30 protein-coding genes are annotated in these 22,809 nt (G+C 67.9%); 9 read left to right on the forward strand and 21 right to left on the reverse strand.

Annotated features, from left to right (window positions below; translation table 11 throughout):
• Positions 1-21 precede the first annotated feature (21 nt).
• Entirely contained in the window at positions 22-891 is an 870-nt protein-coding gene (locus RHA1_RS09845) for a 1,4-dihydroxy-2-naphthoate polyprenyltransferase (protein WP_011594886.1), read from the forward strand.
• A 13-nt stretch (positions 892-904) separates the two neighbouring features.
• Here the strand turns inward: RHA1_RS09845 and RHA1_RS09850 are convergent, their stop codons facing one another.
• The 4 genes from RHA1_RS09850 to RHA1_RS09865 all read right to left on the reverse strand — a co-directional run bounded on the left by RHA1_RS09850 (position 905) and on the right by RHA1_RS09865 (position 2,953).
• Positions 905-1,285 carry a phage holin family protein gene (locus RHA1_RS09850; protein ID WP_009474702.1) on the reverse strand — a complete coding sequence of 127 codons (381 nt, stop codon included), beginning with the start codon at positions 1,283-1,285 and terminating at the stop codon, positions 905-907.
• A 59-nt stretch (positions 1,286-1,344) separates the two neighbouring features.
• Positions 1,345-1,911, reverse strand: a complete 567-nt coding sequence (locus tag RHA1_RS09855) for a Clp protease N-terminal domain-containing protein (protein ID WP_011594887.1) — start codon at positions 1,909-1,911, stop codon at positions 1,345-1,347.
• Positions 1,912-1,917: 6 nt separating this feature from the next.
• Positions 1,918-2,133: a hypothetical protein gene (locus tag RHA1_RS09860; RefSeq protein WP_005258323.1), complete on the reverse strand. Its 216-nt coding sequence runs from the start codon at positions 2,131-2,133 to the stop codon at positions 1,918-1,920.
• Positions 2,134-2,200: 67 nt separating this feature from the next.
• Positions 2,201-2,953: a lysophospholipid acyltransferase family protein gene (locus RHA1_RS09865; protein WP_009474704.1), complete on the reverse strand. Its 753-nt coding sequence runs from the start codon at positions 2,951-2,953 to the stop codon at positions 2,201-2,203.
• Between the two features lie 126 nt (positions 2,954-3,079).
• Between RHA1_RS09865 and RHA1_RS09870 the strand changes: the two genes are divergently transcribed.
• A complete protein-coding gene (locus tag RHA1_RS09870) occupies positions 3,080-3,625 on the forward strand; it encodes a GNAT family N-acetyltransferase (RefSeq protein WP_011594889.1) in 546 nt (181 codons plus the stop codon).
• Here RHA1_RS09870 and cds1 read toward each other — a convergent pair.
• Together cds1 and RHA1_RS09880 are read right to left on the reverse strand one after the other, a co-directional pair.
• Complete coding sequence (cds1, locus tag RHA1_RS09875) at positions 3,613-4,722, reverse strand: L-cysteine desulfhydrase Cds1 (protein ID WP_011594890.1); 1,110 nt, start codon at positions 4,720-4,722, stop codon at positions 3,613-3,615. The genes RHA1_RS09870 and cds1 overlap by 13 nt on opposite strands.
• The gene (locus tag RHA1_RS09880) at positions 4,719-5,096 is read right to left on the reverse strand and encodes a DUF4229 domain-containing protein (RefSeq protein WP_009474707.1); all 378 of its coding nucleotides are present in this window, start codon (positions 5,094-5,096) and stop codon (positions 4,719-4,721) included. The genes cds1 and RHA1_RS09880 overlap by 4 nt, the downstream gene beginning before the upstream one ends.
• Positions 5,097-5,283: 187 nt before the next feature.
• On the opposite strand from RHA1_RS09880, the gene RHA1_RS09885 reads away from it, so the two are divergent.
• Positions 5,284-5,511 (forward strand): BldC family transcriptional regulator, encoded by a 228-nt coding sequence (locus tag RHA1_RS09885; RefSeq protein ID WP_005252019.1) that lies wholly within the window; start codon positions 5,284-5,286, stop codon positions 5,509-5,511.
• 136 nt (positions 5,512-5,647) lie between these two features.
• The gene (locus RHA1_RS09890; protein ID WP_009474708.1) at positions 5,648-5,851 is read left to right on the forward strand and encodes a hypothetical protein; all 204 of its coding nucleotides are present in this window, start codon (positions 5,648-5,650) and stop codon (positions 5,849-5,851) included.
• A 47-nt stretch (positions 5,852-5,898) separates the two neighbouring features.
• Here the strand turns inward: RHA1_RS09890 and RHA1_RS09895 are convergent, their stop codons facing one another.
• From RHA1_RS09895 to hppD, 10 genes are all read right to left on the reverse strand, one after another.
• Positions 5,899-7,203, reverse strand: coding sequence for a MinD/ParA family ATP-binding protein (locus RHA1_RS09895; RefSeq protein ID WP_011594892.1), 1,305 nt, complete (start codon positions 7,201-7,203; stop codon positions 5,899-5,901).
• A gap of 95 nt (positions 7,204-7,298) precedes the next feature.
• Entirely contained in the window at positions 7,299-8,276 is a 978-nt protein-coding gene (gene ccsB / locus RHA1_RS09900; protein WP_009474711.1) for a c-type cytochrome biogenesis protein CcsB, read from the reverse strand.
• Positions 8,273-9,937 carry a cytochrome c biogenesis protein ResB gene (gene resB, locus RHA1_RS09905; RefSeq protein WP_011594893.1) on the reverse strand — a complete coding sequence of 555 codons (1,665 nt, stop codon included), beginning with the start codon at positions 9,935-9,937 and terminating at the stop codon, positions 8,273-8,275. Before resB ends, ccsB begins: the two co-directional genes overlap by 4 nt.
• Positions 9,934-10,764: a cytochrome c biogenesis CcdA family protein gene (locus RHA1_RS09910; protein ID WP_009474713.1), complete on the reverse strand. Its 831-nt coding sequence runs from the start codon at positions 10,762-10,764 to the stop codon at positions 9,934-9,936. Before RHA1_RS09910 ends, resB begins: the two co-directional genes overlap by 4 nt.
• On the reverse strand, positions 10,761-11,360 hold the full coding sequence (locus RHA1_RS09915) for a TlpA disulfide reductase family protein (RefSeq protein WP_009474714.1): 600 nt from the start codon (positions 11,358-11,360) through the stop codon (positions 10,761-10,763). The genes RHA1_RS09910 and RHA1_RS09915 overlap by 4 nt, the downstream gene beginning before the upstream one ends.
• The gene (locus tag RHA1_RS09920; RefSeq protein WP_009474715.1) at positions 11,357-12,016 is read right to left on the reverse strand and encodes a histidine phosphatase family protein; all 660 of its coding nucleotides are present in this window, start codon (positions 12,014-12,016) and stop codon (positions 11,357-11,359) included. Before RHA1_RS09920 ends, RHA1_RS09915 begins: the two co-directional genes overlap by 4 nt.
• Positions 12,017-12,095: 79 nt before the next feature.
• Entirely contained in the window at positions 12,096-13,421 is a 1,326-nt protein-coding gene (gene hemL, locus RHA1_RS09925) for a glutamate-1-semialdehyde 2,1-aminomutase (protein WP_011594894.1), read from the reverse strand.
• 61 nt (positions 13,422-13,482) lie between these two features.
• Positions 13,483-13,995, reverse strand: a complete 513-nt coding sequence (locus tag RHA1_RS09930) for a VOC family protein (RefSeq protein ID WP_009474717.1) — start codon at positions 13,993-13,995, stop codon at positions 13,483-13,485.
• Complete coding sequence (locus RHA1_RS09935) at positions 13,992-14,756, reverse strand: SDR family NAD(P)-dependent oxidoreductase (protein ID WP_011594895.1); 765 nt, start codon at positions 14,754-14,756, stop codon at positions 13,992-13,994. The genes RHA1_RS09930 and RHA1_RS09935 overlap by 4 nt, the downstream gene beginning before the upstream one ends.
• 33 nt (positions 14,757-14,789) lie before the next feature.
• Positions 14,790-15,998, reverse strand: coding sequence for a 4-hydroxyphenylpyruvate dioxygenase (gene hppD, locus RHA1_RS09940; protein WP_009474719.1), 1,209 nt, complete (start codon positions 15,996-15,998; stop codon positions 14,790-14,792).
• 115 nt (positions 15,999-16,113) lie between these two features.
• Here hppD and RHA1_RS09945 point away from each other — a divergent pair, with 115 nt between their 5' ends.
• On the forward strand, positions 16,114-16,629 hold the full coding sequence (locus RHA1_RS09945; protein ID WP_009474720.1) for an Lrp/AsnC family transcriptional regulator: 516 nt from the start codon (positions 16,114-16,116) through the stop codon (positions 16,627-16,629).
• Here RHA1_RS09945 and RHA1_RS09950 read toward each other — a convergent pair.
• Positions 16,589-17,047, reverse strand: coding sequence for a MarR family winged helix-turn-helix transcriptional regulator (locus RHA1_RS09950; RefSeq protein WP_029539324.1), 459 nt, complete (start codon positions 17,045-17,047; stop codon positions 16,589-16,591). The two genes, RHA1_RS09945 and RHA1_RS09950, sit on opposite strands and share 41 nt — an antisense overlap.
• Before the next feature lie 76 nt (positions 17,048-17,123).
• Between RHA1_RS09950 and RHA1_RS09955 the strand changes: the two genes are divergently transcribed.
• Together RHA1_RS09955 and RHA1_RS52870 are read left to right on the forward strand one after the other, a co-directional pair.
• Positions 17,124-17,978, forward strand: a complete 855-nt coding sequence (locus tag RHA1_RS09955) for an alpha/beta fold hydrolase (RefSeq protein WP_011594898.1) — start codon at positions 17,124-17,126, stop codon at positions 17,976-17,978.
• 118 nt (positions 17,979-18,096) lie between these two features.
• Entirely contained in the window at positions 18,097-18,231 is a 135-nt protein-coding gene (locus RHA1_RS52870; protein WP_272942753.1) for a hypothetical protein, read from the forward strand.
• 54 nt (positions 18,232-18,285) lie between these two features.
• Here the strand turns inward: RHA1_RS52870 and RHA1_RS09965 are convergent, their stop codons facing one another.
• Positions 18,286-18,612 (reverse strand): DUF3099 domain-containing protein, encoded by a 327-nt coding sequence (locus RHA1_RS09965; RefSeq protein ID WP_237724095.1) that lies wholly within the window; start codon positions 18,610-18,612, stop codon positions 18,286-18,288.
• Between the two features lie 79 nt (positions 18,613-18,691).
• Between RHA1_RS09965 and RHA1_RS09970 the strand changes: the two genes are divergently transcribed.
• Together RHA1_RS09970 and RHA1_RS09975 are read left to right on the forward strand one after the other, a co-directional pair.
• Positions 18,692-19,195 carry a hypothetical protein gene (locus tag RHA1_RS09970; RefSeq protein ID WP_011594900.1) on the forward strand — a complete coding sequence of 168 codons (504 nt, stop codon included), beginning with the start codon at positions 18,692-18,694 and terminating at the stop codon, positions 19,193-19,195.
• 60 nt (positions 19,196-19,255) lie between these two features.
• Positions 19,256-21,202 (forward strand): acyl-CoA dehydrogenase family protein, encoded by a 1,947-nt coding sequence (locus tag RHA1_RS09975; protein WP_009474726.1) that lies wholly within the window; start codon positions 19,256-19,258, stop codon positions 21,200-21,202.
• Here the strand turns inward: RHA1_RS09975 and RHA1_RS09980 are convergent.
• The 3 genes from RHA1_RS09980 to RHA1_RS09995 all read right to left on the reverse strand — a co-directional run bounded on the left by RHA1_RS09980 (position 21,134) and on the right by RHA1_RS09995 (position 22,809).
• Positions 21,134-21,469, reverse strand: coding sequence for a hypothetical protein (locus RHA1_RS09980; protein WP_016882768.1), 336 nt, complete (start codon positions 21,467-21,469; stop codon positions 21,134-21,136). The two genes, RHA1_RS09975 and RHA1_RS09980, sit on opposite strands and share 69 nt — an antisense overlap.
• Complete coding sequence (gene mce1N / locus RHA1_RS09985; RefSeq protein ID WP_009474727.1) at positions 21,466-21,948, reverse strand: transport-regulating membrane protein Mce1N; 483 nt, start codon at positions 21,946-21,948, stop codon at positions 21,466-21,468. The genes RHA1_RS09980 and mce1N overlap by 4 nt, the downstream gene beginning before the upstream one ends.
• Before the next feature lie 255 nt (positions 21,949-22,203).
• Positions 22,204-22,809, reverse strand: a complete 606-nt coding sequence (locus tag RHA1_RS09995; protein WP_009474729.1) for a hypothetical protein — start codon at positions 22,807-22,809, stop codon at positions 22,204-22,206.

Here is a 22,809-nt window from a genome sequence, read left to right on the forward strand (position 1 = left end):
GCTCGGTGCAAAGATCGGTACATGGCAACGGCTGCTCAATGGATCGAAGGCGCTCGACCGCGCACCCTCCCGAACGCGATCGCCCCGGTGCTCGTGGGCACCGGCGCCGCGGCGTCGCTCGGCGGCGCGGTGTGGTGGAAGGCAGTGTTGGCACTGGTGGTCTCTCTCGCGTTGATCGTGGGCGTCAATTTCGCCAACGACTACTCGGACGGGATCCGCGGCACCGACGACGAGCGGGTGGGGCCGCTGCGGCTCGTCGGGTCGAAGCTGGTGAAACCGTCGGCGGTGAAGGCTGCGGCCATCGCCTGCTTCGGCGTCGCCGCGGTGGCCGGTCTGGCCCTCGCCGTCACCACCGCCTGGTGGCTCGTGCTGATCGGCGCCCTCTGCATCGTGGGCGCCTGGTTCTACACCGGCGGCAAGAAGCCGTACGGGTACAGCGGCTTCGGCGAGGTCGCCGTCTTCGTGTTCTTCGGTCTCGTCGCCGTGCTGGGCACCCAGTACGTGCAGGCCGAGACGGTGGACTGGGCCGGTCTCGTGTCCGCGATCGCAGTCGGTTCGTTCTCGAGCGCGGTTCTCGTCGCCAACAATCTGCGGGACATTCCCACCGACACCGAGTCCGGCAAGCGCACGCTCGCCGTCCGGCTCGGCGACTCGCGTACCCGCATCCTGCATCTCGTCACGCTGACGGTTCCGTTCGTGGTGACTCTCGTCCTGGTGCTGCGCACCCCCTGGTCGCTCGTCGGGCTGCTCGCGCTGCCTCTCGCGGTCCGGGCGAACGCGCCGGTCCGCTCCGGCGGCCTGGGCCTCGCACTGATTCCCGCGCTTCGGGATTCGGGGCTGGCGATGCTGATCTGGGGCGCCGCCACCGCCGTGGCCCTGTCGGCCGCCTGAGCGGCCCGCCGGGTCAGTCGCCGTCCGGGAGGACGATACCGAGGATGAAGTTGACGATCGAGATGATCAGGCCTCCCCACACGGCGGTCCAGAAGCCGTCGACGGTCAGTCCGTAATCGGTCTGGGAGCTCAACCATGCGGTGAGCAGCAGCATCAGGGCGTTGATCACCAGGGTGAACAGGCCGAGCGTCAGGATCAGCAACGGCAGCGACAGCAGCTTCACCAGTGGTTTGACGAAGATGTTGACGACGGTGAACACCGCCGCGATGCCGAGCAGCACCACGATGTCCCATCCGGTTCCGTTGCCCGAACTGGAGATGTCGATGCCCGACACCCAGGCTGCCGCCAGCCAGATCGCGAACGCGTTGATGACGAGGCGTACCAAGAAGGTCATGGGTGCATGCTGGCACACCGTTCGGACAAACGGGAACCGGATAACCCGGGACCGGACGGTCAGGCGGCGCGGTCGTCGAGTGCCGCGTGGACGCGACGGCGGAGTTCGCCGACACCGATCTGGACCTCGAGGATATCCCGCGTCGTGCCGTCGGCCATTCGCAGCACTCCGAGGAGAATGTGCTCGGCGCCGATGTGATCGTCCTTGCGCGCCAGCGCCTCCCGCAGTGACAGTTCGATCGCCTTCTTGGCGTCGCGGGTGAACCCGATGTGCCCCGACTTCCGGCCGAACCAGCCGCGCTTCTCCGACGGCTCCTCGGGATCGAGGACGCCCTTGCCGAAGTTCTGCTCGAGGCTCTGACGCACCGCGTCGAGGTCGATGCCGATCGATTCGAGCGCTTCCGCGTCGGCGGCACTCAAGGCCGTGCCGCGCGTCGCGACGGTCGATCGCGACTTCTCCTCCTCGATGCCGGCGTCGGCGAGGATGCCGTGGACGGGTTCGGTTTTGACGGACAGCAGCGCGAGCACGAGGTGTTCGGGCCCGATCTGTGGCGACTTCAGTACGCGCGCTTCCTGTTGCGCGCCGATCACCACGGCCCGAGCGTCCGTCGAGAATCGTTCGAACATGCGCCGTTACCTCCCTCTCCGATTGTGCTTCTGATGGACGGCCTGCCTGCTCACCTCGAGGGAGTCGGCGATCGCCTGCCAGGACCAGCCCTGGGCGCGGGCGTTGGCGACCTGGATGGCCTCGAGCCGTTCGAGGAGACGCCGCAGCGCACGCACGGCCCGCAACCCCTCGGCGGGGTCTGGGCTGCCCGCTGCTGCGGCGAGTGTGGTTGCTTCGGTCATGCATGTCAATCTAGGTTGACACCGATCGGGTGTCAACCCTCCTTGACAGATCCCCGGGGGGCGGTCGTCAGTACGCCGCGACCGCCCCGTCGACGGCGATCTGCAGGTCCTTCTGCACGACGTGGGCGATGTCCATCGGTTTCGCCGGAAGGTCGAACAGCGGCTCGCCGACGAAGACGCTGGCCGACTTCACGTTCTCGGTATCGGGCCCATCGGCGTCCGGCCCGTAACTGAGGCCGATGGACAGCAGCACGGGTGAGACTCCGCGATCTGCCGCACGTTTCGCGATGTGACCGATGCCGCTGTTGATGTGCTGCAGGCGGGTCGGGTCGTCCTCGTTGCACGTGCCCTCGGGAAAGATCGCCAGGTTGTCACCGCGGCACAGCCGTTCGGCGGAGATGTCCATCATGAGCCTGCCTGCATCGGCGACCGCCCGCAGACCGTAGTTCTTGCTGCGGAACACCGGGATACCGCCCATCATGTCGACCTTCTTGTGCAGGTCGGGATCGACGAACAATTCGTCCTTCGCGAGCACCCGGGTGCGTCCGATCGCGCGGCGCAGCGGCGTCTTCCAGGCCGTGGCCGCGAGCGTGTACTGATCGCTGTGGGTGATGTGATTGGCGGCGACGATCAGCACCCTGCCGGACTTCACCAGCCCGGCCAGCTGCGCCTTCGCGTCGTCGGCGTACGTGATCCGCGGCCGGTACTTCGCATACAGCGACGCGTACGCCAGCTTGGCGAGCGCCCGATTCTGCTGATGGTCGCGGTAGTACGCGTACACCGCTTCGTAGTTCTCGAGAGTTACCTCGGGCTTGTCCATCCTCGTCCCCGATCCGTCGTCCTATCGCCAGGCTACCAACCTACGGTTGCGTAGCCTACGGTGGAGTAAGTTTGGGAAAGTGCAGGGAAACTGTGCGAACAGCACGATTTCGGGTAAAAAAGACCTGTGATCCGCCCGGCCATTTCCACCGACCTGCCCGCTCTGCAAGACATCGAAATCGCGGCGGGTGCGCCGTTTCGTGACATCGGAATGGACGCCGTCGCCGACGATCCCCCGTTCACACTCGACGAGCTGACCGAATACCTCCAGCTGGAATGCATTTGGGTCGCCGTCGACGTAGACGACGCACCGGTCGCATACGCACTCGTCGCCGTGGTCGACGGAGCCGCCCACATCGAGCAGGTGTCGGTCCACCCCGGCCACGCCCGCCAGGGGCTCGGCGCCCTGCTCCTCGACGAGATCTCGTCGTGGGCGGCGGTCCGCGGACTGCCCGCCCTCACCCTCACCACGTTCGTCGACGTCCCGTGGAACGCCCCCTACTACGAGCGACTGGGTTTCCGTCCCCTGCCGGAAGACACCCTGACCCCGGGCCTGTCGCGTATCCGCGCCGACGAGGCCCGGCACGGCCTCGCCGCGTGGCCGCGGGTCACGATGTCCCGCCCGGTGACGGCGCCGGTGCGGACCGCCGCGACCGCGCCTCAGCCGGGCTGACCCGGCCACTCCCCCGTCGCAGCGAAGCGGTCGAGCACCGCGGCCGGACCCGTGAGGTCGATACCCTCCCCGGCCACCCAGTCGTCGTCGAAGTAGGTGTCCGCGTAGCGTTCGCCGCCGTCGCACAGGATCGTGACCACACTGCCGGACCGTCCGGCCGCGAGCATCTCGGCGACGACGGCGAACGCACCCCACAGGTTCGTTCCCGTGGAGCCGCCGACCCGGCGGCCCAGCACCGAACTGGCGTGCCGAGCCGTGGCGATGGACGCGGCGTCGGGCACCCGCATCATCCGGTCGATGACCTGCCCGACGAACGACGGCTCGACCCGCGGCCTGCCGATGCCCTCGATGCGCGAGGGCATCCCCGTCGCGTAGTCGCAGGAGTTGGAGTCGTAGCCGCCGAAGAACGCCGAGTTCTCCGGATCGACCACGAGCAGACGGGTCGCGTGCCTGCGGTAGCGGATGTACCGGCCCAGCGTCGCGCTGGTGCCGCCGGTTCCGGCGCTCATGACGAGCCACTCCGGCACCGGATGCTCTTCACGAATCATCTGGTGGTAGATCGACTCGGCGATATTGTTGTTGCCCCGCCAGTCGGTGGCCCGCTCCGCGTGCGTGAACTGGTCCATGAAGTGACCGTTCGTTTCCGCGGCGAGCCGCCGGGCCTCGCTGTAGATCTCCGGCGGCCGGTCGATGAAGTGGCAGCGACCGCCCTGCGCCTCGATGAGCGCGATCTTCGCGCCGCTCGTGCTGCGCGGCACGACGGCCACGAAGTCGAGACCGAGCATCTTCGCGAAGTACGCCTCGCTGACGGCCGTGGACCCCGAGGACGCCTCGATGACCGTCGTCCCCTCGGTGATCCATCCGTTGCAGATCGCGTAAAGGAACAGCGACCGGGCCAGGCGATGCTTGAGGCTGCCCGTGATGTGGGTCGACTCGTCCTTCAGATAGAGCTGCACACCCCATTCGACGGGCAGCGGGTACCGCAGCAGGTGCGTGTCGGCGCTGCGCTGCGCATCGGCGTCGATGAGGCGGACGGCGTTGTCCACCCAGTCACGCGGAAAGCTCCGGTCGATGACGACGCAGTCGCCGTCCGTCACCGGGACGTGCCCTCACCGCGGAGCCTGGCACGCAGGTCGGCCTGGTCGGCGCGACGCTGCGCGTCGAACGCGGCGATCCCCTCGTTGACCCGCCGACGGAGTTTCGCGAACAGGAGCAGCGACAGCGGGAGCGCGATGAGGACCGCGAAGATGGCCGCGACGAGCAGCGGCACGGCGACTCCGACGAGTGCGGCCACCCCGAGGATGATGGCGCCGATGACGACGACCAGCAGTAGCCGGGCGATCGAATAGATCGCGACGTCGCGCGCCAGCTGCCCCTTGGTCACCCGCCCGTCCGGCTTCGCCGGTGCGCTCGAATCGGCTGCGACGGGGCGCTCGACCTGGTCTTCTGGCTTCTCGGATGACTCACTCACGCTCCCAGGTTACCCATCGCCGAGGCCACTCCTCACACGTCCGACTTATCCGATTTGTCTATTACCTCCCCTTTACCAACATTAGATCGTTCGAGTACCCGGGGTGCCAGATGCCACGATGACCGAGATCAGTCGCAACAGCGGCCGGCTTCAGCACAGACCAGTCGAAAGCAGTGGAGGACCGTCGATGAGCGCACCCACCTACAACGGACCCGGATTCAGCGGATCCAACGAAGCCCTCATGACCCCGGGCCAGGTGGCTGCCCTGTTCCATGTCGACCCGAAGACCGTGACGCGATGGGCGCACGCGGGCCGGCTCGGATCGCTGCGCACCCCCGGCGGGCACCGCCGCTTCCGCGAGGCCGAGGTCATGCAGCTGCTCCGCTCCCTCACGACGGAGGCAGGCCGACCCTGACGCTGGGCGGGCAGCCGCAGGGCTGACCGCGACCGCACTACCCGGGACGCACTGCGACCGGGCAGGTGCCCTCTGCCGCCGACGCGGCTACGCTCAGGGATACCGGCTACCCTCGAGCGGTGTAAGGAGGTGCGCGGTGATCTATCTGTTGGCACTCATCGGGCTCGTGACAGTGGCGGTCCTGCTCTGGAAGGCATTCGGCCCGAACACGAGGCCCGTGCTCAGCAATCGGGTGCAGGGACCCGACGACGACCCGGATTTCCTCTGGAAGGTGGATCGGGAGACCCGTCGGAAGAAGTCCGACGAACCCGAGGCCGGTCCGGCGGACCCCGCCGGGTGAGCCGAAGCCGGGGTGCCGGTCGACCCGGCACCCTCGGCGTCATTGCCTCAGCGACGATCCTGTAGCGCGAAACTGGACGCAGGGAAGTCCGACGCGACCGCGGCGGCCAGTTCGAGAAGAGCGGTGCGCGTCTTGGGACGCAGCCGCTCGAGTTCGATTTCGGCTCCCTCTTCGAGGTGCGGATCGAACGGAATCAGCCGGACGAGGCGGCACCGCTGCTCGAAGTGCTCGACGACCTTCGGCAGGTCCACCTTGCCCGACCGTGGTCGCACCGCGTTCACGACGGCCACCGACCGGGACACCAGTTCGCGGTATCCGTGGGCGTCGAGCCAGTCGAGGGTCGCGGAGGCGCTGCGGGCGCCGTCGACGGAGCCCGAGCTGACCACCACGAGCGCGTCGGCCTCTTCGAGGATGGTCTGCATGGCGGAATGCATCAGCCCGGTGCCGCAGTCGGTGAGGACGATGCTGTAGAACTTCTCGAGCATCGTGACGGTCCGCGAGTAGTCGTCCGCGCTGAACGCCTCCGACACCGCCGGGTCGCTGTCGGATGCGAGCACCTCGAGCCGGTGCCTGCTCTGGGACGTGTAACTGCGGACGTCGCTGTACTTTTCGATGCTCTGCTCGTCGCGCAGCAGGTTGCGCACCGTGGCCGGGGTCTCGAGGGGAATCTTCTGACTGAGCGTGCCCCGGTCGGGGTTGGCGTCGACGGCGATGACGCGGTCGCCGCGCAGTGACGCGAACGTGGAGCCGAGGGTCGCGGTGGTGGTGGTCTTGCCCACTCCGCCCTTGAGGCTCAGCAACGCGATCTTGTAGCAACCCTGCAGCGGCTGGTTGACCTGCTTGGTCAGCTCGATCCGACGCTGTTCCTTCGCACTGTTGCCGACATTGATGTAGCGGCCGGACAGTTGGTACAGCGCCTTGCGCCACCCCGTGGTGGGGGCCGGCTTGACCTGCTTGAGGAGCAGCGACGTCGACAGGTCACGCGCCGACACCGCGTACTGCTGATCGGCATTCGTGTCGTGGGGGCGGGGATGCTGGGGTGTGTGCTGGATCGGCGCCTGCTGCGGCGGCGTGAACGCTCCCTGCGCGGGAGCCTGCTGCGGAGCCGGGGCCTGCTGCGGGGCAGGCGCCTGTTGCGGGACGGGTGCGGCGGCCGGGGCCTGGGTCTGCGGCCGCCCGGGTGCGGCGGAGGGGGCCTGGACACCGGGCTGCGCGAACGGGTTGGGACCCTGCGGCTGGACGTACGGGGCCTGCCGCGCGGCGTTCCATGCGGCGGCCGATGCGCGGTCGTCCAAGGGCGGATTCGATGCAGGCCGTACCGGCTCCCACATGCCGGCGTTGTTTTCGGACATGGCTGAACATCCCCCTCGTGAAGTCTCCATCGTCCCCACCGGTTTCACACCGGTCGGAGACGTCGCGGCGGAAGGATATCAGTCGGTGACTACCGTCAGTTGAGGCCCGCGTACGAGTGCAATCCCGACACCACCATGTTGATGATGAACAGGTTGAACAGCATCGCGACGAAGCCCGCCACGTTGATCCATGCGGCCTTGGTGTCGCGCCAGCCCGACGTCGCGCGGGCGTGGAGGTAGGCGGCGTAGATCACCCAGGCGATGAACGACACCGTTTCCTTGGGGTCCCAGCCCCAGAATCGGCCCCAGGCGGCCTCGGCCCAGATGGCGCCGAGGATGACGCCCGCACCGAACAGCGGGAACCCGATGATGGTGGTCTTGTACGCCAGCCGGTCCAGGGTCTGCGCGTCGGGCAGCCGCTCCGCGATCCGCGCGAACACGCCCGTTCCCTCCTCGCCGCGCGGGTACCGCATGCGCAGCAGGAACAGCAGGCTCGCGATGCCCGACACCAGGAACACACCGGAACCGACGCTCACGATGGTGACGTGGATGGGCAGCCAGTACGACCGCAGTGCGGGCACCACGGGCGCCGCGTCCGCGTACAGCACGGTGGCGGCGAGGAACATCAGGATCAGGACGGGGACGAGCAGGAACACCCACATCGACCGGTACGCCGGCTTCGACAGGAGTGCGAGACCGACGACTAGTGCGGCCGCGCAGGCCATGGTCACGAACTCGTACATGTTGCCGAGCGGGAACCGTTCGGTGGCGAATCCGCGCAGCACGATCGACGCGAAGATCAGCACCGTGCCGACGACGAGCACGGCCGCGCCCATCCCGCCGAAGCGCTCGGACATGGGCTTCTTCGGCTGCTCGACCACTCGGCCGGGAACCGAGGGCGCATCGGCCGGGCGGGTGCCGGAGCCTGCCGACACGAGTTCCCGGTCCTGCACGGCCTGCGCCCGGGTGGACGCGTACTGCACGATGAGCAGCACGAGTGCCAGCACCAGCACGGTGAAGGCTGATCGGAAGGCCCAGTCGCTGTACTGCGCCAGTGTCTCGTTGGTCGTCATCGTTGGCTCTCCTGCGCGTCAGGCTTCGTGTCGTCCGTGAGCAGACGGGTGCAGAGTCGGCCGAACTCGTCGCCCCAGCCGGCCTGATCGGTCCGGGCGAGTCCACCAAGCTCTACTACAGTACGTCGTGGGTCAAGATCGGAAGCGCCCGCGGGGTAGATGCGAGCCCAGACGCGGCGACGCTTGACCAGCAGCGAGACGAGCAATCCGGCCATCATCGTCAGCGCCGACACCAGCACCCACTGCTGCGCCGGGTCGTGCGACACCTGCAGGTTCACGAAGTCCACGGCACCGTCGAACCGCACCTGGGTTCCGTCGGCCAGCGTCGAACTCTCCCCCGGTTTCAGATTCACCCGGTCCTGCTTCACGAGCCGGCCCTGGTTGATCAGTTCGGTGTTCAGCGAGAACAACGACTGCGGATTGCCGGTGTCGAGGCCGGTGTCGCCCTTGTAGATGTCGATGGCCACGGCCGGGTCGTTCATGGCGGGGTAACTCGACGCCAGCAGATTGCCGTGGAACAGCGCGGTCGGGGCGAACAGTCCCTCGATCGCGATCTGATTCTTCCGGCGCTCGTCGGTGTCCGTGTACAAGCCGCCGGGCGGGTCGAACCGCATCGCGCCGCTGCTGAGGAACGTCGTCGCGTCGTCGGGCCGCCACTGCAGCGTCTCCGTGCGGGTTTCCCCGTTCGGGAACGTGACGGTGAACGTCGGCGCGTACCCGTGCCCCTGCAGGTAGACGCGGTCACCCTCGACGCGCAGCGGGTGGTTGACCTGCAACTGTCCGTCCCGCCACGTGTTCGTCTCGAGGTCGTCGCCGGCCTGGTAGGCGATGTTGGACGTGAACATCTCGGCCTGACCGCTGTCGAGGTAGTCGGCCGCGAAGTCCTTGACCTTGACGCACAGCGGCGTCATGCCGGTGCCGTCCTGCGTGTTGCCCGCCTTGAAGGAGTCGAAGACCGCGGGCGACGTGGTGCAGAAGCCGGGACCGTTGTTGGCGACCACGATGACGTTGCCCTCGTAGCCGAACAGCTTGCCGACGGCGATCGCGACCAGCAACGCGACGAGCGACAGGTGGAAGACGAGGTTGCCGAGTTCGCGGAAGTACCCCTTCTCCGCCGAGATGGTGATCTCGCCGGTGTGTGCGGCGCGTTCCCCGCCCTCGCGGGTCTCGACCCGCCACCCCTTCAGGTGAGCGCGGATGCGGGTGGCGAGTTCCTCCGGTGTCTCGTCGACGCGGTCCTCGTGGTGGTGCGGAAGTCGCGCGAGGTTCCGCGGGGCAGGCACCGGACGGGTGCGCAGCGCCTTGGCGTGGTCGACGCAGCGCGGAAGGATGCAGCCGACGAGGGAGATGAAGAGCAGGACGTAGATCGCGGTGAACCAGAAGCTGCCGAACACGTCGAACAGCTCGAGCTTGTCCATCCACGGGCCGAGGGTCGGCCGGTTCGAGATGTACTCGTCGACCTTGCCCGCGTTGAGGCTGCGCTGCGGGAGCAGGGCGCCCGGAATGGCCGCGAGGGCCAGCAGGAACAGCAGCACCAGCGCGGTGCGCATGGACGTGAGGCCACGCCAGGTGTTGCGGACGAGCGCGAACGCGCGACCCGGCAGCGATTGACGGGGCACCGGTGCGGCTTCCGGGGCCTCGGGGGTCTGGGTGTCGCTCATATGGGGAGAGTCACTTCCGAGATGAAGGCGTCGCGAACCCAGCCGACGAACTGGTCCCACGCGCCGGTGACGAGGGCGATGCCCACGGCCACCAGCATGATTCCGCCGAAGATTTGAATGGTGCGCGCGTTGCGGCGCAGCCAGCCGACACCGCGCAGCGCGCGGGACGAGCCGAGCGCCAGGATCACGAACGGCAGCCCGAGGCCGAGGCAGTACGCGACGATCAGGGCCACTCCGCGGGCGGCGGTGGCACCGTCGGTGCCTGCGGCCAGGGAGATGACACCCGCCAGGGTGGGGCCGAGGCACGGGGTCCAGCCCAGTGCGAACACGGCACCGAGGAGAGGCGCCCCGGCCAGGCTGGAGATCCGGCGCGGCTCGAGCCTCGTGTCCCGCTGCAGGGCCGGGATCAGACCGATGAACACCAGGCCCATGGCGATGGTGACCACCCCACCGACCCGCATCAGGACGTCGCGGTTGATCGCGAGGGCCGAGATGGCGCCGAACACGGACGCGGTGGCCAGCACGAATACCACGGTGAAACCGGCGACGAACAGGGCCGCGGCGCCCGCGACCCGCAGCCGTCCGTCGGCGGCAGTCTTCGTGCGGGTGGCCGCCTCCTCCGCGGTGACGGCCGGTGCGTCCGCGCCGACCACACCTGCGAGGTAGGACAGGTATCCCGGAACGAGAGGCACGACGCACGGCGACGCGAACGACACCAGACCGGCGAGGACGCATGCACCGAGCGCGAGCAGCAGCGGTCCGGATGCCGCGGTGGACTGGAAGGCGTCGCCGACGCCGCCGGCGAGAAGGGTGGTGCTGGTGCTCACGATTCCTGTGCCACCCGTTCGACCACCGGCTTCAGGTCCTCGGCGAGCAGTTCCTTCAGGAACACGGCGGCCACGCGGTGTTCCCGGTCGAGCACGATCGTGGTGGGGATGACGCTCGTGGGGTAGTTCTGCCCCAGCGCGATCATCGTCCGCATGGCGGGGTCGTAGATCGACGGATACGACACCTTGTTGTCGATCACGAAGTCCTGCGCCTTGTCCTGCTGGTTGTCCCGCACATTGATCCCGAGGAACGACACTCCCTGATCCTTGGTCTCCTCGTACACCTGCTCGAGGTCGTTCGCCTCACCCCGGCACGGGCCGCACCACTGCCCCCACACGTTGAGGACAACCACCTGCCCCTCGAAATCGTCGAGCGAGGTGGTCTTGCCCTCGGTCATCAGGTCGGGTCCGGACACCGTGCCGATGGTGCCGCGGTCGGCAGGCGGGTCGTAGAAGATCTCCGTCTGCCCGCCCGGCGACACGAAGTCGAACGTGCCGCCCTGGGCCACGGCGTCGTCGCCGGACGCACACGCCGTCAGCGACACCGCGGCCGTACAGATCACCGCGAGAAGCCCGGCGAAGCGCCCCCGACTCATGCCCCGGTCACCCTCGGATCCGACGCGCCCGCGGGCTCCGAGTACACGATGTCGATGAGGGTGTCGCCCTCGTAGACGAGGGAGGTCAGCGACGCGAGACCGCACTGACGGTGCCGCGGGTCGTGCCACAGCCGCTCCCCCTGCAGGAACCGGCGGAGGGTCCAGACGGGGAGTTGGTGGCTGACGACGACGGCCTCGTGACCCACCGCCGACACGCGGGCGCTGTTGACGGCGGCCAGCATGCGGTGCGCGATCTGCAGGTACGGCTCGCCCCACGACGGGGTGAACGGGTCGCGGAGTTTCCACCAGTGCCGGGGGCGAGACAGCGCGCCGTCGCCGACGGACACCTTGAGGCCCTCGAATTCGTTGCCCGCCTCGATGAGGTTCTCGTCGGTCGCGAGCTCGACGCCGTGTGCGTCGGCGATCGGGGCGGCCGTCTCCTGCGCCCGCTGCAGCGGCGAGGACACCACGTGGGTGATGTCGTGCTTGGCCAGTACCGACGCCACCGCGCGGGCCTGCGCCTCACCCGTCACCGACAGCCGGAACCCGGGGAGCCTGCCGTAGAGGATTCCCCGCGGGTTGTGCACCTCGCCGTGCCGGAGCACGTGCACGATGGTGCGGGTCTGTGTGTGGTCGGGATGATCGGCTTCGGTCACGTTGCGGTTCCTCGGGTCGGGACGGGAGGGCGGGTGGGTGTCGGCGGCAAGGCTGCCGGCCGCGAGGGGAGACGTCACGTCAGGGCTGGACGGCCGCGGCGGCGGCCTTCGCGGCGTGCGGCAGGGCGTCGGCGATGATCGAGAAGGCTCTGTCGTCCATGGCGGCGGAGACGAACCACGCCTCGAACGCGCTCGGCGGCGGGTACACCCCGCGCGAGAGCAGCCCGTGGAAGAACGCGGGGAAGCGCCAGGTCTGGGCGGCCTTGGCCTCGGCGTAGTTGGTCACCGGGTCTTCGCTGAAGAACACGCTGAGCATCGTGCCTGCGGTCTGCACCCGGTGCGGCACGCTCTCGGCGGTCAGCGCGTCGGACAGCAGGGTCCGCAGCGTGGCGCTGTTGCGCTCGAGTGCGTCGTACACGCCCTGGTCCGCGGCGCGCAGGCTGGCGAGCCCGGCGGCGACGGCGACGGGGTTCCCGGACAGGGTGCCCGCCTGGTAGACGGGTCCGGCCGGGGCGAGATGGGCCATGACGTCGGCGCGGCCACCGAATGCGGCGGCGGGCAGACCGCCGCTCATCACCTTGCCGAACGTGTAGAGGTCACCGGCGACGCCGTCGAGTCCGAACCAGCCGGCGGAGCTGACGCGGAATCCGGTCATCACCTCGTCCATGATGAGCAGCGCGCCGTTGTCGCTGGTCAGCTTCCGCAGGCCCTCGTTGAATCCGGGCTGCGGCGCCACTGCGCCCATGTTGCCGGCGGCGGCCTCGGTGATGACGCACGCGATCCGGCCCTCGTTCGCGGCGAAGGCCTGGGCGACGGCGTCGAGGTCGTTGTAGGGAACGACGATGGTGTCCTCGGCCTGCGCGCCCGTCACGCCGGGTGATGTCGGGAGGCCGAACGTGGCGAGCCCCGAACCGGCATCGGCCAGCAGGGCGTCGACGTGCCCGTGGTAGCAGCCGGAGAACTTGAGGACCTTGGTTCGGCCGGTGAATCCGCGGGCCAGGCGGACGGCGCTCATGGTGGCTTCGGTGCCGGAGTTGACCAGGCGCACCTTCTCCACCGGCGCGACCCGGCCGACGATCTCCTCGGCCAGTTCGATCTCGCCCTCGGTGGGCGCGCCGAACGACAGGCCGGTGGCGGCCGCCTTCTGCACGGCCTCGACGACGGCGGGGTGCGCGTGCCCGAGGATCATCGGTCCCCAGGAGCAGATGAGGTCGACGTAGTCGTTGCCGTCGACGTCGGTGAGCGTGTAACCGGACGCTTCCTTGATGAACCGCGGGGTGCCGCCGACCGAGTGGAAGGCTCGCACCGGGGAGTTGACGCCGCCGGGAATGACCAGATCAGCCCTCTCGAAGAGCTGGGCGGAGCGGGATGCGTGCACGTCGGGGTCACCGGAGGAAACAGTCACGGCCTCCAGTGTCCCAGTTCTGTCGAATTTGCCAACGACAGGGTGTAGTGGGTGGCCAGGATCACTCTGCCCGATCCGCCGCACCGGGTGGTTCCGGGACGAGCGAGGCGAACATCGCGCGCATCTCCTCGGAGAGTTTCATCAGTTCCACGTATCCGCCGAGCGGGCCGCCCTCGAGGTACGCGAACTCCATCCCGACGCCCTCGAACCGGCCCCGCTGCACCACCGGCAGTCCCCGGCACCCGGCCTCGGCGAGGGTGGCCTCGAAGTCGTCGGGGACCCAGGCCACATGATGGACGCCGGGACCGCTCGTCTCCAGTTGTTCTGTGTAGAGGTTGCGTCCCGACACCGGCTGGATCAGCTCGAGCTGCTGTCCGCCTGCGTATCCGAGCGACACGTGGACCACGTAGTCGGCGGGCTGCCCGCGGTACGTGCAGTGCTCGGGTCCGAAGTGCACGTCCGGGAGCCGCAACCATCGCGCGACGCCGAGCTGATCGGTGAAGTACCGCTCCGCCGACTCGATGTCGTCGACGACCCAGCAGATCTGGAAGATCGGGCCTGCGACGAGGCTCATGCCATCTTCCCGTTGTCCACCGAGTACACGGCGCCGTGGATGGCGGACGCGTCGTCGGATGCGAGGAAGGCCACCGTCTTCGCTACGTCCTCTGGTTCCATCAGCCCTCGCGGGGAGGCCGACTTCAGGACGAGCTCGAAATCGACGCCGTCGGGGAAGGCGAAATTCGAGACCTGCGGCGTCATCATCCCGCCCGGGCAGACGGCGTTGATCCGCAGCGGTGTGCCGGTGAACTCGAGTGCCATCGCGCGGGTGAGACCCACCAGTCCGTGTTTGGCGGCGCAGTAGCCGGCCGAGTACGCCTGCCCCTGCAATCCGGCGACGGACGCGACGTTGACGATGTTGCCTCCGCGTTCGAGCAGATGCGGCAGTGCTGCCCGTGACAGGTAGAACGGCCCGTTCAGGTTCACGGCGAGATCGTGTGCCCAGTCCTCGTCCGTGACGTCGGCGGTGTGCCGGAGGGTGTGCGAACCGGCGACGTTGATCAGGACGTCGAGACCGCCGAGCCCGGCGACGCAGGCTGCCACGGCCCCGCTGCATGCTTCCGGCGACGCCACGTCCGCCGGCGCACAGTGCCCCGCGGCCTCCGGTCCGGCGATCTCGATCATGGCCTGCCGCAGCGCATCCCCGTCCCGCGCGACCCCGAAGACGCGGGCTCCCCGCTCGGTGAGGAGCCGGGCCACGGCGTGCCCGAGCCCCGAGGAGGCCCCGGTGACGAGAGCGACTTTCCCTGCGAACGTTCCCCGATCCCTGTCATCCATCAGTCGATGATGCACTGCGTGCCGATCGGAGGTTCACAGATTGCCGCGCGCCGCCTGCTCACGCTCGATGGATTCGAACAGGGCCTGGAAGTTACCCGCCCCGAACCCGAGCGAACCGTGCCGTTCGATCACCTCGAAGAACACGGTCGGCCGGTCGCCGAGCGGTTTGGTGAAGATCTGCAGGAGGTATCCGTCCTCGTCGCGGTCGACGAGGATTCCGCGCTTCTGCAGTTCCTCCACCGGCACCCGCACCCTGCCGATCCGGGCGCGCAGCTGTGGGTCCTCGTAGTACGCGTCGGGTGTGTTCAGGAATTCGACACCCTCGGCCCGCAACGCGTCCACCGTCGCGAGGATGTCTCCGGTCGCGAGGGCCAGATGCTGGCAGCCCGGCTCACCGTAGAACTCGAGATATTCGTCGATCTGCGACTTCTTCTTTCCCACCGCGGGTTCGTTGAGCGGGAACTTCACCCGGTGATTGCCGTTCGCCACGACCTTCGACATCAGCGCCGAGTACTCCGTGGCGATGTCGTCGCCGACGAATTCGGCCATGTTCGTGAAGCCCATGACGCGGTTGTAGAACCGGACCCAGTGATCCATCCGGCCCATCTCGACGTTGCCGACGGCGTGGTCGAGCGCCTGGAACAATCGCGGGGGTTTACCCGGTCGCGCCGCGAAACCGCTGGAGCGCGCGACGAATCCGGGGAGGTAGGGGCCGTCGTATCGGCTTCGGTCGACGATGGTGTGCCGGGTGCTGCCGTACGTGGCGATCGCCGCGAGCCGCACGGTGCCGAACTGATCCGTGACGTCGCGCGGCTCCTCGAGAATGGTGGCCCCCTGCGAGCGTGCATGCGCGATGCAGCGGTCGACGTCGAGAACTTCCATCGCCAGGTCCACCACGCCGTCGCCGTGCGCCCGGTGATGGTCCGCGAGCGGGCTCTTCGGATCGACGGCGCCGTGCAGCACGAACCGTGCCGACCCCGACTCGAGGACGAAGGACTTGTGCGAGCGCTGACCGGTCTCCGGCCCGGCGTAGGCGACGAGGGTCATGCCCCACGTGGAGACGAAGTACTGCGTGCTCTGCGTCGCGTTGCCGCACACGAACACCACGGCATCCATCGCGACCACGGGAAACGGATCCGACGCGTCGTCGTGTTCGACGAGCCCGACCAACTGCCGGAGCTCGTCGGTCTCCAGATGTGCGGCCACCTCGCGGGGCGTCAGGCGAATGTCGGCGGTAGTCATACCTCACTGTGATCCAGCACACAGCACTGCGCAACGGTGCCTCTTGACGCTGTTCAATCTGTACAGAATGCTGGATCAAAAGACGGATCGACCCTACATATTGACCAGGGACGCCATGAGTATCGATAGCCTCGACGCCGCGCTACTCGACCTGCTCCATGCCGAGCCGAAAGTCGGCGTGCTCGAGGCGTCGAGACGCCTGGGCGTGGCGCGCGGCACCGTTCAGGCGCGTCTCGACCGGCTCGAACGCACCGGCGTGATCACCAGTTCGGCACCGACCCTCGACCCGGAGGCACTGGGGTTTCCGGTGGTCGCGTTCGCCACCCTCGAGATCGCCCAGGGCAACGGGCACGCCGCGGTCGTCGAGCATTTGACCGCCATCCCCGAAGTTCTCGAGGCGCACACGATCACCGGAGCCGGCGACGTCCTGGTCCGTGTGGTGGCGCGCACCCACGCCGACCTGCAGCGGGTGATCAACTCGATCGTGGACGGGCACAACGTCCTTCGCTCGTCGACCGTCATCGCGACGCAGACCCAGATCGCCCTGCGTCACGAGCAGCTCGTCCGGGCGGCGGTTCCTCCGCCCACAGTCAGCGATCCTCGGGACTCAGCTCGTCCAGCAGTGAACTGAGCACGTAGCAGGCGTCGTCGAACCGGTCGTGGCCGACGATGCCGCCCCAGCGGTGCTCGATCTCGGCGACCCGCACGGCGGCGTCCTGCAGCGCCCGCCGTCCCCGCGCGGTCGGGACGACCAGTTTCGCGCGCCGGTCCGTTGCGTCCGGAACCCGCTCGACGTACCCGAGATCCTCGAGATCATTGATCAGTTCGGACGCGGCGGACAAACTCAGTTCGGCACGGGAGGCGATCTCCGTCAACCGACGCCCGTCCCAGCCGATGTTGCCGAAGATCTGCAGATGCGGCGGGCGGATGTCGCCGTAACCGCGTTCTGCCATCGGCTCGCTCAACTCCCGGCGGAACTCGTGCAGCAAACGAACCAGCAACTGCCCCACCGCAGGGCGATCGGACGGCAGACCCCTTGACCGTTCCATGACACAGGAGAATACTACGGTTACCAAAGTTTCGGTTTCCGAAGCAATACTCGAGCACACGCACCTGGGGCATCCCATGGACACACAATCGATCACCCGGACCGTCCCGACGAGCGTCGGGAGCCTCGCCGTCCACGTCACCGGCAGCGGACCGCCGACCGTGCTCTGGCACAGCCTTTTCGTCGACTCGACGACGTGGGCGCCTCTGCGCAGCCACCTGGTCGGGCACCGGCAAGTGATATCGATCGACGGACCCGGCCACGGAGCGAGCACCGCCGTACAGCGGCGGTTCACGATGGAGGAGTGCGCGGAGGCGGCGATCACCGTCCTCGACGTGCTCGGCGTCATCGAGCCCGCCGACTGGGTGGGCAATGCCTGGGGTGGACACGTCGGGCTCGTCGCGGCCGCCCACACTCCCGACCGGTGCCGCACCCTGGTCACCATCGGGACACCGACCCAAGCCCTCACGCGCAGGGAACGCGCCAGGATCGTGCCGATGGTGTGGGCCTACCGCATCGCCGGGCCGATTCCACCGCTCACTACCGCGGTGATGAACGTCCTTCTCGGCAAGGAGCTTTCACGAACCCACCCGCAACAGTTCCAGGCCGTCGCCCGGACCTTCCGGCAGGTACCACGACGCGGCATGCACCAGGCGATGGAGTCGATCATGCTGCACCGCAAGGGCCTCGACCCTCTCCTCCCCCGGATCGAGGCGCCGACGCTGATGGTCGTCCCCCGCGCAGACACGATGATCTCCCTCGAGCAGGCACGGGCCGCCGCGGCGACGATGCCGCACGCCGGGGCCACCACGGTGGACGGCGCCGGCCACATCACACCACTGATCGCCGACCCGGCCGCACTCACCGACCTGATCACCGCCTTCTGGCGCGACCCCGTGGGATATCTCGCGATGATCAGCACGTCGGCCTGACTCGACTGGTCCACTCCTGGTTCCGGCATCGAAGGCCGCCCGGCTAACGAATCGGCTCTCGGCGCCGATGGACCGAGAGCATCCGCTGAACAAGATCGAACACACTGGGGAGGTAGTCGTGGGATCGGCTGATCTGGCCGCCGGGATCGGCCATTGGCTTCAGGCCGGGCTTCTGAGCGGAGATCCACTGGCGATCGCGGCCGGCTTCGTCGTCATGGTCGTGGGTGGACTGTTCATGGGATTGCCGTTCTGACAACGTCGGCGGGCCGCCGGTGACGAGCGGCCACTCGATCCCGGACCTCACCCACTACCCGTGCGACTCGTCCTTCTCCCACGGCGGCAGGTCGTCGACGATCAGGGCAACGAGCCACGGCAGGGGCAGCGACACACCGATGATCGCCACAGCCACCCACGGGTTGCCGGACAGACCGTAGACCACCGCGGACAGCAGGAAAGCGAGAAACCTGAACGACGCCACGATCACGTACTTGCGCACCCGTACCCGATGCTGTTGTTCGAGTGACACCGATGCCGTGGTGATACTGATCGGGTGGCGGGCGGTGCCACTCGGTGCGGAGGTCCACCGGAAGGCCGGGCCCGTGACGGCGGCGCGAAGTATGCGGGAAAAGTTCACCACACCGGAATACCCAGGACATTACAGAGTGCAACGCCCATCGCCGATGTTACGGTCGGCCAGAGGAAGGTGATCGCAGATGCGTAGAGTACGAATGCTTCTCGGAGGTATCGGTATCGCAACGGCGGTCGCCATGACCGGCACGGGCATCGCAGCCGCAGCCCCCGACGCTCCCCCGCCGGGTGAGCGCGTGACCACCCTGCAGGTTCCGCCCATCGGCATGAGCCCGGTTCTGGCCGCCTACTTCACGGTCGAGGCAGTCACGGGTCGTGCTCCCGGAGTCGTTCTGTTGCGGACCGTGAGCGAGTGCTACCTCCTGAACTCGATCAGTGCGCAGCAGACCTGCATACCCGGCCCGGGCAATTCCATGCGGGCGAACGCGGTGCGGGTGCACTGGCTGAACGTGAACACCGGAGCGAGTGGCGCGGCCACGATTCCCATCGGCACCGTCGGCTCGACCGACTCGCCTCGCCCGGAGGTCGATGTGGCCACCGGCGCCGGACGAATCGTCGTCAGCACGACGGCGCCGGCCGAGTACCCACAGTCGTTGCTCCCGGGCTTCGGCACGTTCGATGTGCCCTGATCGCCGGACCTGTTCCTCGACCGACATCACGCGCCTCGGAGCGACGGCTAGTGTCGAGTCATGGCCACCAAAGCTGACCACCTGAGAAGCACACTCGACGGACGCTGGCGGGAGGTACGCGAGCGCGTCAGGGCGGAATTGTCCGGCTCCCCCGACTTCGCACCGCACTACACCCCCGACCTCGACGAGGCCCGCGCCAAGACGCTGGCGCAGTTGCGTCTGCTCGCGAGCAACGGCTACGCCGCCGACGGATTCGCGAAAGACCACGGCGGCACCGGTGACGCGGGCGCCGCAGTCACGAGCATTGAGATGCTCGCGATGTCGGATCTGTCCCTGATGGTGAAGGCCGGCGTGCAGTGGGGACTGTTCGGTGGCGCGATCGAGAACCTCGGTACGGCGCGCCATCACGAGGCGTACGTGAAGCGTCTCGTCGACCTGGATCTGCTGGGTTGTTTCGCGATGACCGAGACGGGTCACGGCAGCGACGTGCAGGCGCTCGAGACCACCGCGACGTACGACGCGGACGCGGGCGAATTCGTCATCCACTCCCCCACGCCGTCCTCGCGCAAGGACTACATCGGCGGGGCGGCGCAGCACGCGACGATGGCGGCCGTGTTCGCGCAGTTGATCACGGGCGGCGAGTCGCAGGGCGTGCACTGCTTCGTGGTGCCGATCCGGGACGAGGACGGCAACGACCTCCCCGGCGTCCACACGTCGGACTGCGGTTACAAGGGCGGACTTCCCGGCGTCGACAACGGCCGGATCACGTTCGACCAGGTCAGAATTCCGCGGGAGAACCTGCTCAACAAGTACGCCGACGTCGAACCCGACGGCACGTACACCTCACCGATCGACAACGCGAACCGCCGATTCTTCACGATGGTGGGCACTCTCGTGCGGGGACGCGTCACGGTGGGCGGGTCCGCAGGCGCCGCAGCCCGCGTCGCATTGTCGATCGCCACCCGATATGCGTTGCAGCGCAGGCAGTTCAATGCCCCGCAGGCCGAGGACGAGGTGCTGCTCATGGACTACCTCGTCCACCAGCGCAGGCTGTTCCCGTTGATCGCACGCTCCTACGCTCTGCAGTTCGCCCAGAACGAGCTCGTCGCCAAGATGCACGAAATCCAGAGCAGCGCCGACGCCGACCCCCAGGAACAGCGTGAGCTCGAGGGCCGCGCCGCCGGGCTCAAGGTTGCGAACACATGGCACGCCACTCGTGCGATCCAGGAGGCCCGTGAAGCGTGTGGCGGCGCCGGGTACATGGCCGAGAACCGCCTCACGGCACTCAAGGCCGACACGGATGTGTTCACCACGTTCGAGGGCGACAACCACGTCCTGACGCAGCTCGTGGCCAAGGAACTGCTCACGTCCTACGCGGACGAGGTGCGCGGCATGAGCCCCGTCGAATGGATGCGCTTCGCTGCCACCACGGTCTCCGACGTCGTCAAGAAGCGCACCGCCGCGCAACAGATCATCCAGACGATCCTCGACACGAGGCAGGACAACGAGGAGGACGGCAGCCTCTTCAACCGCGGCACCCAGCTGACGATGTTCGAGGACCGCGAGCAGTACCTGCTCGCGACCGCCGCCCGTCGCCTCCAGGGTGCGCAGAAGCGCGAGGAGAACCCGTTCGACGCCTTCAATTTCGTGCAGGATCACGTGCTGCATGCCGCGCAGGCGCACATCGACCGGATCGTGCTCGAGGCGTTCGTCGCCGGCATCGACGAATGCGAGGACGATGACGCCCGCGACCTGCTGAGCGATGTCTGCGACCTCTACGCGCTGAGCGTGATCGAGGAAGACAAGGCGTGGTTCATGGAGCACCGGCAGCTGTCGGTGGAGCGGTCGAAGGCGGTGCAGCGGGGAATCAACGAGCGCTGCCGGTCGCTGCGGCCGCACGCGCAGACGTTGATCGAGGGACTCGGGGTTCCCGAGGCGCTACTCGGCTCCGCGATGCTCGACGGTCCCGGGACCGACACCGTCCGCAAGACCCAGATCTTCCGGTGACGAGGACGGCTCGGCGGGTTCGCCCGCCGAGCCGGACCGGAGCCGGCGCACCGAGTCGATCACCAGCAACCCCGCGACCGTCACCAGGCCGGCGGCGACGGCGATCCACGACCCCGAGTACTCGGTTCCGTCGAAGGACGGTGCACCCGGCGCCACGGGACCGAACTCCGATGTGACCTGGGCGTGGTTCCAGCACCACACCGCGGCCACGACACCGGCCACGGCGCCGATCCACTCCGCTGCCACCACCGCGGTCCGGCGGTTCATTCCGCCGACCCGCCCGCCGACTTCGCGAGCAGCGATTCGAGCTGCGCGCGCAGTGCCTCGTCGTCCTTCGCCCACGCCTGTACCAGGGCGCCGCCCCGCAGTCGCAGCCCGATGCCCGTCCGCCGGCGGGGAACCGCGGACAACTCCCCCAGACTCCGCGCGGTTTCCCACGGCTGCTGCTCGTACGACTCCGGGTCGGCGGGGGGCATGATCTTCAGGATCTCGGTGATCGGCAGGTCTTCGGTGCCCTGCCGCAACGATGACGTCGTGAGTTCGACGCTGGCATGCCTACGGGCGGCCACCACCTGCACGTAGACGAAACCGCTGAGCAGCACCGCGAACAGCGACAGCGCGAACCAGTGCACCACCGGGCCGGTCAGTAGTTCGATGATCAGGGCGATCAGGCAGAAGACCGGGCCGAACGCCACCATCCGCCAGCGGGCGCCGGGCTCACTGAACAGGACGGCTGGTTCGCTCACACGCTCATCCTGCGACATCGTGGCCCGCGAGGAAAACGTGGGGCACGTCAGGAGAGGGCGCCCGGGATCACGACGAGCAACAGAGTCAGCAGCACGAAGGCCACGATGATGGCGAACATCAGTGCTTCTTTACGAGACCCGTGTGCTCGATCGTCAGCGCGCATGGAGAAAAGTCCTTCGGTCGAAATGAAGTCTGCGGTCTGCCCTTGTGACGTACTTCACGGTACATCTTTATATTTCACGAGCAAATCGAAGCTACTCGTCGGAGGGGGGCAATCTCAGGAAGTAGCTGTTGGAATCCTTGCGGTGCATCAGCACGACGGCTCCGACGGCCACCACGGCCTGGAGGATCTGCACGCCGCCGAGAGCGAGCGCGGTGCCGCTTCCGTCGGATCCGATGCCGAAGAGCACCGGGACGGTCCACACCACCATCATCACGCACGCGATGGTGAGCAGCATCCTGGCCCAGTTCCGGCCCTTGCGCATGAAGTGCACGAACAGGAGGAACAGCCCGGTGAGGATCAGGATGAGGACGACCGTGAACCCGATACCCACGTAGAAGAGGGACTCCACGCTGTCGCGGCTCATGTCGACCTCGCCCGATGTGACGCTGGGGTTGTTCATCAGTTCGTCGACGAACGTCGACTTCTCCCCCACCACCAGAACCATCGCGGCCAGTGCCTGGATCAGACCGAGCCCGGCCACCGCCCACAGCAACTGGGCCGCCGTGCCCACATCGACCGGTGCCGGGCGTTCGGGCTTCGGCTGCGGCACCGGCGGGGGGTACGGGAAATCGTGCGGAGACGGGCTCTGCTGCTGCGGAGCCTGGTGCGGCGGTGTCGGTGGCCACTGCTGGGTCAT

Source organism: Rhodococcus jostii RHA1 (assembly GCF_000014565.1).
GTDB lineage: Bacteria > Actinomycetota > Actinomycetes > Mycobacteriales > Mycobacteriaceae > Rhodococcus_F > Rhodococcus_F jostii_A.